This is a genomic window from Acidobacteriota bacterium (assembly GCA_020845575.1).
GTDB lineage: Bacteria > Acidobacteriota > Vicinamibacteria > Vicinamibacterales > Vicinamibacteraceae > Luteitalea.
Genome location: JADLFL010000023.1, coordinates 35253 through 48809 on the forward strand (window position 1 = coordinate 35253; position 13557 = coordinate 48809).

General features: G+C 69.7%; 7 protein-coding genes. 4 read left to right on the top strand and 3 right to left on the bottom strand.

Annotated features, from left to right (window positions below):
- Positions 1-45: 45 nt before the first annotated feature.
- Positions 46-1680, bottom strand: a complete 1635-nt coding sequence (locus IT182_06725; protein ID MCC6163026.1) for a serine/threonine protein kinase — start codon at positions 1678-1680, stop codon at positions 46-48.
- 229 nt (positions 1681-1909) lie between these two features.
- Between IT182_06725 and IT182_06730 the strand changes: the two genes are divergently transcribed.
- The 4 genes from IT182_06730 (at position 1910) to IT182_06745 (ending at position 12131) form a co-directional block, all read left to right on the top strand.
- The gene (locus IT182_06730; GenBank protein MCC6163027.1) at positions 1910-5764 is read left to right on the top strand and encodes a c-type cytochrome; all 3855 of its coding nucleotides are present in this window, start codon (positions 1910-1912) and stop codon (positions 5762-5764) included.
- A 393-nt stretch (positions 5765-6157) separates the two neighbouring features.
- Positions 6158-7234 (top strand): TIM barrel protein, encoded by a 1077-nt coding sequence (locus IT182_06735; GenBank protein MCC6163028.1) that lies wholly within the window; start codon positions 6158-6160, stop codon positions 7232-7234.
- Between the two features lie 75 nt (positions 7235-7309).
- Entirely contained in the window at positions 7310-9277 is a 1968-nt protein-coding gene (locus tag IT182_06740) for a VCBS repeat-containing protein (GenBank protein ID MCC6163029.1), read from the top strand.
- A 385-nt stretch (positions 9278-9662) separates the two neighbouring features.
- The gene (locus IT182_06745) at positions 9663-12131 is read left to right on the top strand and encodes a TonB-dependent receptor (GenBank protein ID MCC6163030.1); all 2469 of its coding nucleotides are present in this window, start codon (positions 9663-9665) and stop codon (positions 12129-12131) included.
- Between the two features lie 12 nt (positions 12132-12143).
- On the opposite strand, the gene IT182_06750 is transcribed toward IT182_06745, so the two are convergent.
- Together IT182_06750 and IT182_06755 are read right to left on the bottom strand one after the other, a co-directional pair.
- Entirely contained in the window at positions 12144-12605 is a 462-nt protein-coding gene (locus IT182_06750) for an NUDIX domain-containing protein (GenBank protein ID MCC6163031.1), read from the bottom strand.
- 90 nt (positions 12606-12695) lie between these two features.
- Positions 12696-13508, bottom strand: coding sequence for an FHA domain-containing protein (locus tag IT182_06755; protein ID MCC6163032.1), 813 nt, complete (start codon positions 13506-13508; stop codon positions 12696-12698).
- Between the last annotated feature and the right edge of the window lie 49 nt (positions 13509-13557).

Genomic DNA, 13557 nt, shown 5'->3' on the forward strand with positions numbered 1-13557 from the left:
ACCGTAGCCAGGAGCGCGAAGGTGGAAGTCCGGCCCGCGTCGCCGTTACACCGACCTGTCTTCGCGTCTGACGAGCTTCACGGCCATGGTGTCTGCGGCGAGGCGACGGCGGGAGGGGTCGATCGGGTGGTGGAGGTTCCACCATTCACGCGCGCGGGTGCGGTCCCATGACGCGGGGACGATGATGGACTCGAGGCGATGCGCGAGCAGTTCGGCCGTCGGAGGCCGATCGGCAGGCGACTTGGCCAGGCATTCCAGGATGACCGTGTCGAACGCCTCGGGAATCGGCAACTCCGTACGCTGCGACGGTCGCTCGGGCACGGCCTGCGAGTGCGCCACCGCCATCGCCATCGCGGAATTGCGCGGAAACACGAGCGAGCCCGTCGTCAGCCAGTAGCCGAGACAGCCGATCGCGTAGATGTCCGCGCGTCCGTCGAGCTGCGACTGCCCGAGCGCCTGTTCGGGCGACATGAACGCCGGCGTGCCGCCGATACGATCGTGATGCGTGGGTCCCGGGTCGCGACCGTGGACCGCCGCCTCCGGTTTCACGAGACCGAAGTCGAGCACCTTGATGAAGTCGACGTCACGGCCGTATCGACAGACAAAGACGTTGGCCGGCGTGACGTCGCGATGGACGAGTCCCGATGCGTGGGCCTCGGCGAGCGAGTGACACACCTGCGAGAGCAGGACGATCGCACGCTCGACGGGCAGCGGACCGAAGCGCTCGACGAGGGTCTTCAAATCGAACCCGTCGAGCAGTTCCATCGCGTAGTAGAACGCCCCATCGTCGGTGACGCCGTAGTCGAAGAGATCGATGGTGTGCGGCGACGACAGCAGCGACGTGGTCTGCGCTTCGCGCTCGAAACGTCGACGCAGCGCCGACTGCCTGGCTTCGCCCGCCGCCTCGAAGACCTCGGGGCGAATGAGCTTCACCGCGGCCGGCCGCGCGAGCAGGCGATGGCGCGCGCGCCACACCTCGCCCATGCCGCCCGCGCCGAGCCGCTCCTCCAACTGGTAGCTGCCGAGGTCGAGCGCGCGCTTCAGATCCACACCGAGCGTGTACACGAGCCGCACGCCGACGCTCGCGATGAGCACCACGAGCAGGTAGGGCAGTACGACGCGCAGGAAGAACTCGAGCGGCCCGACGGCAGGCAGGAAGCCGCGCGCCATCGCCAGCGACGCGATGATGGGCACGGTACTGGCCGAGAGCAACGACGCGACGAGTGCGGCCGAGGGACGCGTGGGCACGATGATGGCGAACACCAGCATCCAGATCGCCACCCAGGACAGCCCCGTCAGCGGAGACTGCACGGCGAGCCCGCCGATCGGCTGCAGGTACTCGAACAACGCGATGCCCAGGCTGCCGATGACCTGGAACGCCAGTCCTACGCGACCGATGGCCTCGTTCGACAGGGTCCGCCGGCTCGCCAGCGCAGCCACGATCAACGCCACGACAACTGAGGCGACGGGCGGCAGCCACGCCGACACGTGCGCGAAGAACGCCGCACGTCCCTCTGGCAGCATCAGCGCAGGCACGATGCCGGCGCTCGTGTACACGACGGCGTAGAGCAGCGCCGAGACGCACAGTCGCCGTGCGGCCTGTTCCATCAACCCGGCAGGCAGCGCGCCACCCGACGCTGTCGCCGCCGAGTCCACCACGCCATCGGTCGCCACGCGCATCGACACAGTATGCAGCCGGCTTGCGGCTCACGGCTGGTGGCCTGTGGGCGCACAGGGCGCAGCGCACAGGACGGGTCGGGCGCGGAGGGCCGACCCGCCTTACCGTCCCAATGGCTAGCGCCAACATCGCAGTGGGCAGGGCCGGCTCTCCGAGCCCGGCCGAGATGGACTCGGTCCGTTCCGCTGCCCGGTGCCCCCTGCCCGGTGCCCGGTTACCATGCAGAGGCCGATGCGACAGAGATCGACGATCGTTCTGGGCGGTGCGCTGCTGGCGGCTGCCCTCGTGACACACGCGGGCGTGCGTGGACAAGGCGGGCCCGGCGCTCCTCCGTACGCGCCCGAGCAGTCCATGACGATGCTGCGCGTGGAGCCGGGGTTCCGCATCGAGCTCGTCGCAAGCGAACCCGACGTGCAGAGTCCCGTGGCCATGGACGTGGACGAGGACGGCCGCATCTGGGTCGTGGAGATGCCGGGCTATCCGCTGGACGTCAGCCCGAGCGGCCGCGTGAAGCTCCTCGAAGACACCGACGGCGACGGGCGTGTCGACAAGAGCACGCTCTTTGCCGACAACCTCGTGCTGCCGAGCGGCGTGATGCGCTACAAGCGCGGCATCCTCGTCACGAGTCCGCCGGATCTGATCTATCTCGAGGACGTCGACGGCGACGGCAAGGCCGACACGCGTGAGGTGATCCTGACCGGTTTCGCGCGCACCAACCCGCAGCACGCGGTGAACCATCCGGTGTTCGGCCTCGACAACTGGATCTACCTCGCACACTCGGGCGGATCGGAACCCGTCATCTACAGGGACCTGTTCGGAGACAAGGGCACGGACCTGCGGTTCGCGGCGATGCCCGCAGGCAAGGCACTCGACGCGAAGGGACGCGGCGTGCGGCTCAAGCCGGACTCGCACCTGATGGAAGGCCTGTCGAGCCGCACGCAGTACGGCAACGCGTTCGACGCGTACGGCCACTACTTCGCGCACAACAACTCGATTCACCAGCGGCACGAGACGATCGCCGCGCGCTATCTCGAACGCAACCCGCACCTGCTGCTGCCGAGCGCGATGGCCGACATCTCGGACCACGGCAACAACAACATCATGCCCATCACGCACGGCGCGCGCTTCGACCTGCTCACCGAGGCCGGCCAGTTCACGTCGGCGTGCGCGCTCACCGTGTACGGCGGTGGGGCGTTCCCCGAGGGCTACGAGGGCACTACGTTCATCGCCGAACCGGTCCACAACCTCGTTCATCGCGACGTGCTCACGCCGACGGGCTCGACGTTCGTTGCAAGCCGCGCACGGACGGACATGGAGTTCCTCGCGTCGCAGGACGCGTGGTTCCGGCCCGTCAACCTGTATGTCGGTCCCGACGCGGGGCTGTATGTGGTCGACTACTACAGACCCTACATCGAACATCCGGAGTGGGCGTCGAGCGACCTGCAGCGCAACCCCGGCGTCCTCTCCACCGGCAAGGATCGCGGACGCATCTACCGCATCGTCTCGGCTGACGCACCGGCAGACAGGCGCGCGCAGTTGAAGCCCACGCTCGGATCCGCCACCGATGCGCAGCTCGTCGCCACGCTCGCACACCCCAACCAGTGGCAGCGACGCACGGCGCAGCGACTCCTCGTTCACGGACGCAAGCGGGGCGCGGTGCCCGCGCTCAACGCGATGGCCGCGAACCGGCCGTCCCCGGTCGCGCGCCTGCACGCACTCTGGACGCTCGAAGGCCTCGACAGGCTGGAGGCCGCCCCCGTCCTCGCGGCGCTCGCCGACGCCGATCCCGGCATTCGCGAGAACGCCATCGTGCTCGCCGAACGCTGGCTTTCGAAGCCCGACGTCGCGCAGGCCCTGCTCGCCCACGTCGACGATCCGAACCCGCGCGTCAGGTTCCAGTTGCTGGCCACGCTCGGATCGCTCTCGACGCCGGCGTCGCTGGCCGCGCAGGAGCAGCTCCTGCTCCGTGACATCGAGGACGAATGGGTGCAGGTAGCCGCGCTCAGCGCCTCGTCGGATCGCGCCGCGGCGTACTTCGCACGAGCCGTTGCGCCGGGATCGCCGTTCACGGCGGCGGAGTCGCCGGGACGCGCACGCTTCTTCGACAGGCTCGGCGGCGTCCTCGCCGCGCGACAGCGGGCCGACGAGCTCACGACGGCCATCGCCGCGGTGAACGATGCGGCGGCCACCGGCGAGTGGTGGCGCGCGTCGCTCCTCGAAGGCATCGCGCGCGGCGTCACCAGCGCCGATCGGCGCGCGCTCGCCGGCAGTCAGGTCACCCTGCTCGCGATGGCGACGGGGGATCGGCCGCGGCTGCGGCGGGCGGCAGTGACGCTGCTCACAGCAGCGGGCGTCGAGGCAGGTCCCGCGACGACGACGGCGCTGGCCACTGCCACGCGCGTCGCGAAGGATGCGAAAGCCACGGCCGACGCACGCGTCGATGCGATCGCGCTGCTCGCGCTCGTGAACCCCGCCGCGTCACAGTCGCTCTTCGAGGCGGTGATCGGCCCCGGCGAACCGGACGCCGTGCAGGTCGCCGGCGTGTCGGCCCTCGGCCGCATCCCCGGCGCGGAGACGCCCGCATTCCTGCTCGCGCACTGGCCGGCGATGTCGACGGCCGTGCGCACGCGGGCAGCCACGGTGATCCTCGCGCGGCGCGAAGGATCGGTCGCCATGCTCGACGCACTCCAGCAGGGCACCGTGAAGCGCTGGATGCTGAACTTCGGGCACACGCGCAGCCTCATCATGCATCGCGACGAGAGTATCCGCGCGCGGGCGCGCACGGTGCTGGAGGAAGCCCCCGAAGCGCGTGCCGCCAGGCTCGAACGGTACGCCGCGGCACTCGGCGGACGCGGAGAAGCCGCGCGTGGCGAAGCGGTGTTCGTGACGCACTGCGCGATGTGCCATCAGGTGGACGGTCGCAACGGCGTGGAGATCGGCCCAGATCTCTCCACGGTCAGGCACCAGCCCATGCCCGTGCTGCTCGCCAACATACTCGAACCGAATCGCTCGATCGCGCAGCACTACGAGACATACGCCGTCGAACGAACGTCTGGCGATCCGCTCGTCGGCGTGATCGGCGAGCAGTCGCCCACGAGCATCACGTTCAGGCAGGGCCCCGGCGTGACGACAACCGTCAGGCGCGCAGACATCAGGACGATGAGCGTGGTGCCGCAGTCGATCATGCCGGAGTCGTTCGCCGAGCAGATCTCGCCGGAGGAAATGGCAGACCTGCTCGTGTTCCTCACGTCGTCGCCACGACAGGTCCCTGCGCCCGCGACGCCGGTATCCGCGGGAGCGGCACTCCCCGACGCCGCCACGGCCACGCCGGCGGCCATCGCCGCGGCGCTGCTCGACGACACGCGCGACCGCCAGGCCCGCGACACGCTGGCGCGCGACGCGGCACCGCGCGCGAGCGCCGTGGTGCAGGCACTCGTCGCCGGACTGCCCGACAACGACGAGACCGAGGAGTATCGGCGCATCCCGTGGATCTGGCGCGTGGCGGTGGCCGCCGGCCGCGCGGTGAACGAGCCCGCGTTGATCGCCCTCATGGATGCGTCGATGCCCGTTGTCGGTGAACCCCTGCGCGACTGGCAGGCCGTGGTGCTCGGCGGCGGCGTGGTGATGGGACTGTCGCAGGCGGGCACGTGGCCGGGTGACGTGATGGCGCCGTGGCTCGCGCGGAACGCCACGCGCGCCGCGCGCTGGCAGCGCTCGCTCGACCTCGCCGTCGCGATGGTCGACGAGGCACGCGTGCGCAACGGAACGCGGTACGACGCGCAGCGGATGCTGGCGGTACTGCCGTGGGAGCGCGCCGGCGGTCAGCTCACGCGCTACCTCTCGAAGGAGGTCGACGCGGAACTCCAGATGGGCGCAATCGCCGGCCTGGCCGACATGCAGGACGCCCGCGCGGCAGACGCCCTCGCCGCGCACATGGCGGAGTACACCGAGCGCAACCGCGCAATCGCCATCGACGGCCTCCTGAAGACCGACGCCGGACGCACGCGCCTGAAGACCGGCCTCACGAGCGGCACCGTCTCCTCCGCGTGGCTGACCCCAGAGCAGCGAGCCAAGCTCGAGCGGTAGAACCCGACAACGGGCAACCGGCAACCCGGCAATCGGACGTCGGACTCCCTACCGGCAACCGGTTGCCCGGTGCCGGTTGCCCGTTGCCGTCACATTTCCTCCCTCCTCGTCGTATTTGAGGACGGGTTCGTGACAGCGGTGTATCGTCGCGTCGCGGGACCGGCAGTTTTCCGATTCTTTCTACGACAAGGACTGACGCGCATGGAGCACGAACAAGGCAACGGGGTGGGACGCCGCGACTTCTTCAAGGCGGCGACGGCAGGGGTGACGACGGCGGCGGTGCTGCTGTCGCCGCGGGACGCCGCGCTGGCGCAGGAAGCGGTGCAGAAGGCGGCGCTCGACCGCATCGCCAGCAACACGTGGCCGCTGCGGTCGCTGTTCAGGCAGCGCTCCATGGGGCCGCGCCCGGCAGGCGCGCCGTCGGCCGCCATGCAGAGCCGCGAGGAAGCCGCGCGCGCCGCGCAGGCCGAGATCGAGAAGAACCCCAACGCGAAGGAAGCCCTGCGCGTGGCCGAGGCCGCGACAAAGGCCCGCGCGAACCTGCCCAACGCCGACGAGATGAAGAAGAAGTACGGCGAGCTCACGCTCCTGGACTTCCCGCAGTTCACCAAGGACACGTTCCCTGGCGTCACCCGGATGGACATCTTCTCGGGGTTCTTCGGCGACATCAAGGACGACAGCATGTTCTTCACCAACGCCAACGGGCGTCCTGGTGGATTCGATCCGCTGAGCCCGTCGGGCCGCAAGTGGCTTGACCAGCTCGCCAACACGTGCGTCAAGACGGGCACGTACGTGCAGCACGTCTCCAACAACGCGCCCAACGGCCTGGCCGACTACGGGTCGCCCGAAGCCGACGCGCGTCGCAAGGCTGGCGTGGACCTCGCCAAGCGCTGGCTCGAGGGCTGCAAGGTGCTCGGCGTGAAGTCGATGCGCATGAACTCGCCGCAGGCGCTCGGGCCGAGCATCCGTCCCAACGCCGTGCCGCGTGGGCCGGGCGACGGCTATCCGCGCAACATCGACCTGATCCCGCTGCTCGAAGCCGCCATCGAATCGCACAAGGAGATGGCCGACTACGGCGGCAAGCTGGGCATCCGGGTGACCATCGAGAACCACTGGGGTCTGGCGGCGGACCCGCAGATCATCAGGACGATCATCGATGAGGTGAACCACCCGTACTGCGAGGCCTCGCCCGACTTCTGCAACTGGGAGCACGAGTACAACCTCGTGAACGGCCTGCGCGCGCTGGCACCGTACTCGCACACCAACTGCCACGCGAAGTACTGGGATCGCTGGGGCGATCGCAACGACGTGCAGCGCGGCGTGCGCATCATGCTGTCTGCCGGCTACCGCGGCACGTTCGCGCTCGAGTACGAGCAGGGCCCGCACGATGGCGTGCAGGGCGCGCTGTACCTCTACCGCGAGGTGCTCGCCGCCCTGACCTCGCCCGCCACCGTGGTGGGCGACGAGTAGAGTCCGTCCGCAGGGGCGACGCATGCGTCGCCCCTGCACCTCTCCAAACGCGCCTCCCCCATCCGGCGCCCCTTCATGCCGTCCCCTCTCCTCACCAGAACCGTCGCCGCGCTTGCACTGGCTGCCGCGGTCGTCAGCGCGCAGGACTCGCCGCTCCAGCCGCTCCACTACAACAACCCGGGGCTCGTCGTCGATCTCGGCGTCGGCCTGTGGGCGTGGCCCATCCCGTGGGATGTCGACGGCGATGGCGACACGGACCTCCTGGTCTCCTGTCCGGACAAGCCCTCCAACGGCGTGTGGCTGTTCGAGAACCGATCGGGCCCCGGCGACGAGATGCCTGTGTTCGCACCGGGCCGCCGGCTCGGCCCCACGCTGCACTACGTCACGCCGTCCTACGTCGACGGCGCGCTGCGCGTGCTGCGCATGAACACCGAATGGCCCGACGTCACGCGCACGGGCCTCACGCCCGATCGCGGCGTCACGCTGCCCCTGCCCGTCACCGCGCACACGACGCTCTTCGGCACGCAGCCGAAAGGGCCGCGCATCCGCCACAACGTCTGGAAGTACGTCGACTTCGACGGGGACGGCGCGCTCGACATCGTCCAGGCCGCCGAGGACTGGTCCGACTACGGCTGGGACGATGGGTACGACGCGTCGGGGCACTGGATCCACGGCCCGCTGCATGGCGTGATCTACGTGCTGCGTAACGAAGGCACGACCGCCGCACCGCGCTACGCCGCGCCGCAGCCGCTGATGGCCGGCGGCGTGCGGCTCGATCAGCCGATGGGCAACCCCGTGCCCAACTTCGAGGACTTCGATCGCGACGGCGATCTCGACCTCCTCACGGGCGAGTTCCTCGACGGGTTCACGTACTACGAGAACGTGGGCACGCGGCGCGAGCCGCGCTACGCGGCAGGACGTCCGGTGCCGACACCCGACGGCACGCCGCTGCGGATGGACCTCGAGATGATCGTCCCTGTCGCGTTCGACTGGAATCGCGACGGTCACCCCGATCTCATCGTCGGCGACGAGGACGGCCGCGTGGCGTACGTGCGCAACACCGGCAGGCTCGACGCCGCGCGCACGCCCATCTTCGAAACCCCGCGCTACTTCCAGCAGCAGGCAGACACGCTGAAGTCCGGCGCGCTCGCCACGCCCACGACGATCGACTGGGACGGCGATGGCGACATCGACATCATCAGCGGCAACACGGCGGGCTACATCGAGTGGTTCGAGAACCTGAGCGGGCCGCGCGTCGAGCGTCCGCGCTGGGCGGCACCGAAGCGGCTCGAAGCGGGCGAACGGACATTCCGCGTGATGGCCGGGCCCAACGGTTCCATCCAGGGGCCTGTCGAAGCCAAGTGGGGCTACACGACGCTCAGCGCCGCCGACTGGGACGGCGACGGCCGGCCGGACATCGTCTTCAACTCGATCCTCGGCGAGGTGATGTGGCTGCGCAATGTCGGCACACATCGCGCACCGCGGCTGGCCGCGCCGGAGCCGATTCGCGTGGCCTGGCAGGGCGATCCGCCGCGTCTGGCGTGGGGCTGGAAGCGGCCGACAGGTCAGAACCTGCTGACGCAATGGCGGACGACGCCTGTCCTGTACGACGTGACGGGGGATGGCCGGCCCGATCTCGTGATGCTCGACGCGGAGGGGTATCTCTCGTTGTTCGGGCGCGACAGACAGGGCGTCGACGTCCGGCATCCCCGTCGCGTGTTCGTCGATGAGACGGGTGCGCCGCTTCGCCTGAACGACAAGACAGCCGGTGGCAGCGGGCGACGGAAGATCGCGATCGCCGACTGGAACGGCGATGGTCGGTTCGACCTGCTCGTGAACTCCGTCAACGCCAATGTCCTGCTGCAGGTCTCCGACCGCAACGGCCGCTGGTGGTTCCGCGACGCCGGCCCGCTCACCGCGCGCAACATCGAAGGACACGACGTGAGCCCCACGACCGCCGACTTCGACGGCGACGGCACCCCCGACTTCATCGGCGGCGCCGAAGACGGCCGACTGTACTACCTCCGCAACCCACGGCGCTGAAGGGGTTGCCGGCAACCGGCAACCCGGCAACGGGCAACCGGACGCACGCCTCCGGAACCCACATCGGTGTCGGCGCCGGGCCCGGAGGGCCTGCCCTACCTACCACGGATGGTTCCGGTTGCCCTGGCCTCCATCCGTCCGCTGCCCGGCGCTCGGTGCCGGTTGCCGGTTGCCGGGTTGCCGGTTGCCGGTTGCCGGCGCTCGGTGCCGGTTGCCGGTTGCCGGTTGCCGGTTGCCGGTTGCCGGCAGATCCGACTTGACTGGTCGGGTTTCGAGCGGCTAGACTCCCGCTCGGCCGCAAGCGAGACTGAGTCTCACTTCTCTTTCTGTCGATTGGCCATCGGCGACTCTCCGGGGCAGCCCCACTGCCCTCCCCATACGAAGGATGTTCTCCGTGTTGCTCTCTCCCTCTTCGTCGACCGCCCCCTTCGCGGTGCGCGATGCGTCATGGCGTCACCGCCAGTGGCCGCTCGTCCTCGTGGTGACGGGCGTCCTCGCTGCCTGCGCCACACCAGCGATCGCCGCGCCGGCACAAGCAGCCGCGGGCGCGTCATGCACGCACGACGGGCAGTCCGCAGACGCGGGCGGCCTGGTCACGGACGCGTCGACGGCTCCTCTGCCAGACGCCGAGGTGACGCTCACCTGCGGCAGCACGACGCACGTGGTCCGCACGGGCGGCCAGGGCGCATGGAACAGGCCACTGCCTGTCGGCACGTGGGTGGTGACGGCGATCAAGCCCGGTTTCACGCCGCTCACGGGTGAGCTCGTCGTGGCAGTCGGTCAGGACAATCGCGTCACCCTCGCGCTGCCCGTCGCGCCGGTGACCGAGACGGTCACGGTGACGGCAGGCGGCTTCGAGCAGGCCGTCCGCCTCGCGCCCGCCAGCGTCACGGTGGTCGATCGACCGCAGCTGCTGGAGCGCCGCCTCTCGACGATCGCCGAAGCACTCGCCGACGTGGAAGGCGTTGACGTCGGGCAGGACGTGGGCAAGACGGGCGGGCTGACGGTGAGCATGCGTGGCATGCCCAGCGACTACACGCTGATGCTCATCGACGGCCGCCGGCAGAACGCGGCAGGCAACGTGACGCCCAACGGCTTCACCGAGACGGCGACGAGCTTCATGCCCCCCGTGGGCGCCATCGAGCGCATCGAGGTGGTGCGCGGCCCGATGTCGACGCTGTACGGCTCCGACGCGATGGGCGGCGTGGTGAACATCATCACGCGGAGGGTGTCCGATCGCTGGGGCGGCACAGCGACGCTCGACGGCACGCTCCAGTCCAACTCCGACTACGGCAGGACAGGCCAGGGTTCGCTCTATCTGACAGGCCCCGTCATCTCCCGCCGTCTCGGCGTGGCGCTCCGCGGCAACTCCTACCATCGCGAAGCGGCGGCGCTGAAGTACGAGAACGTCGATGGCACGGACGTGCCGCTCACTTCGTTCGGCCTCAGCCCGACGGGCGCCGACATCCAGACGGCCGGCGGCCGGCTGTCCTTCGTGCCCGGTCGCGACCACGACGTCACGTTCGACGCCGACGGCGTGTGGCAGACCTACGACAACAGCGAGCGCCAGCTCGGGACCCTCGGCGTGCAGGGCGGCTACCAGGAGCAGCTGAAGTTCCAGCGCCAGCAGTTCGTGGGCGCGTACGTGGGCCGGCTCGGGTTCGGCGTGATCGACTCGAGCGTCGCGCGCAACGCGACAGAGACGATCGGCCGCACCATCCCGCCCGGCACGCCCGGCCGCGTCGCCGGCGATCCGCGGGCGCTGCGCTCCACCAACACCATCGTCGACGCGAAGCTGGTGGCGCCCCTCGGCCGTCACACCGTTTCGGTCGGTGGCCAGTGGTGGGATGCCCACATGGTCGACGCCGTCGCACCCGCGCCCTACGACCACACGCAGCGCGCGCTCTTCGCCGAAGACGAATGGCGGCTTGCCAGGGCCACGTCGCTCACGGCGGGCGTGCGCTACGACCACCACAGCACCTTTGGCGGCCAGGTGAGCCCGCGCGCGTACCTCGTGCTGACGCCGGCCACCAACTGGACGATCAAGGGCGGCGTGAGCCGCGGCTTCAAGACGCCACGCCTCGAGCAGCTCGCCGAGGGCATCACGGGCTTCGGCGGTCAGGGGACGATCCCGCTCCTCGGCAGCCCGGGCCTGCAACCCGAGACGAGCACCACCACCGAAGCCGGCGCGTTCTACGTGCGCGGCGGCCTGAGCCTGAATGTGGGCGTGTTCCGCAACGACTTCGACAACAAGATCGCGAGCGGGCCTGGCCTCGAGAACTGCAGCTTCCGCGGCAATCCCAATCGTCCGGGCTGCGTGGACGTCGGCAACTGGCCGAACGTCGACCTGTTCGGGCAGTCGATCAACGTGGACGAGGCCATCACGCAGGGCGTCGAGGCGGCCGCGCGCCTGGCCATCGGCGCGCGCGTGAACCTGATGTCCAACTACACGTACACCGACAGCGAGCAGCGCAGCGGCGCGCAGGCCGGACAGCCGCTCGTGAACACGCCGCGGCACATGTTCAACGCCAACGTGCGCGTGTCGGTGACCGATCGTCTCGGCAGCTGGGTGCGCGTCGAAGCGCGCGGCAGCCGCACGCGCGGCACGAGCGCCGCCGCGCAGGCCGCACGCGCGGCCATCGGCGACTTCAAGCCGTACGGCCTGGTCCACCTCGGAGGCTCGTACACGCTCACGCGCCGCATCACGTTCAACGCGACGATCTTCAACCTGCTCAACACGGACTTCCTCGCCTACGAGCCCTACGTTTCCAACGGTCAGACGCTGTACGCGAGTCCGTACAACAACCTCCAGGAGCCGCTCCGCTTCTGGGGTTCGGTGAACGTCAGCTTCTGAGGAATACCGCCTCTACTCCAGCAGTTTCACCAGCGTATCGAGCAGCGGGGCCTGGCCTGTCAGGATGCGGGTCCGGGCCTCGCCGATCGTGAACCAGGCGGCGCGATCTGCCTCGGGGAACTGGCGCTGGCGGCCGGAGTGCGGGGGCCACTCCATCGAGAAGACGTTGCTGCGAATCGCTGTGGCATCGATCTCACCCTCTGTCGCCCACGCATACACCACCTTGCCGCTGCGCATGCGCACCGAGCCGAGCGCGCGAAACGGCCCGGCGACTTCGGACCCCGTTTCCTCGAGAAACTCACGCGTCGCGGCAGCAAGCGGATCCTCGCCCGGCTCGATCTCCCCTTTCGGGATCGTCCAGGCCCCCGCATCCTTGCGCGACCAGTACGGGCCACCGGGGTGCACGAGGAACACTTCGACGCCCTCGGCGCCTTGCCGGTACAGCAACACGCCCGCGCTCGTCTTCGAAGGCATCACGCGTCCGTACCCTGTCGGCGCGTAACCCGGGACGGGGTGCCGGCGGGGCGGTGGATGGCTGAGGTTGTTCCGGGCCGAAGACGTAAGTCAAGCGTTTCGCACGATCTCGACGCGAACGATTGCCCGTCCGAGGTGGATCTCGTCACCGGACCGCACGCGCACGCCGCGCGGATCGCGCCGCGGGACGGCGATGAGTTCGCCATCTCGCAGGATCGCCGTGCCGTTGCGGCTGCCCTCGTCGAACAGGCGGTAGTCGCCCGCCCCGTCGCGCTTCAGGCACGCATGCGCCCGGCCGACGGTCTCGTTCACGCCGTCGATCACGTCGTGGAACGCGAGGCGATTCCGCCGGAGGTGTCCGTACCCGTCGCTGGGATCGACCGAGCGGCCAATGGACACCGTCGCCTCGCGGAAAGGACCCGCCACATCGGCGGTGCCGGCGATCACGGTGATGACCAGTTCGCATCGCGCGAGCGACATCGCCGGGGATTCCGCGGTCTCCACGTCTGCGTCCGCCATCTCACCGTGTGCCTCACCCGCGATGTCGAACAACTGTCCGTCGGCCCATTCGGCTGGCGCCTCGTCAACGCACGACGCGCGAACGACGAGGGCCGTCGGCACCTCGCAGCGCACTTCGGCGAGTCGTTCGCGAATGCGCGCGTCGAGTCCCTTCAGCGCCGCCGGGATCGCACTGCGCGCAGGAGCCAGGACACGGATGTCGAGCGCTCGCCAGGGGAACACGCGCCGGCCGCGGCCAACGGCCGGCGCCTGCCGCTCCACGGCGTCGAGGATGGCCTGCACGATCTCGATCGGCGTGGCACCCGGTCCGAGCGGCGCGTCGAAGAACGTGCGCAGGCGCGACTGGACATCCCTGCCGAACCCCGCGAGCGTACGTGCATCCATGGCGATCACCCCCAAGCGGCCGGGCACCTGGCACCGGGCACCGAACGGC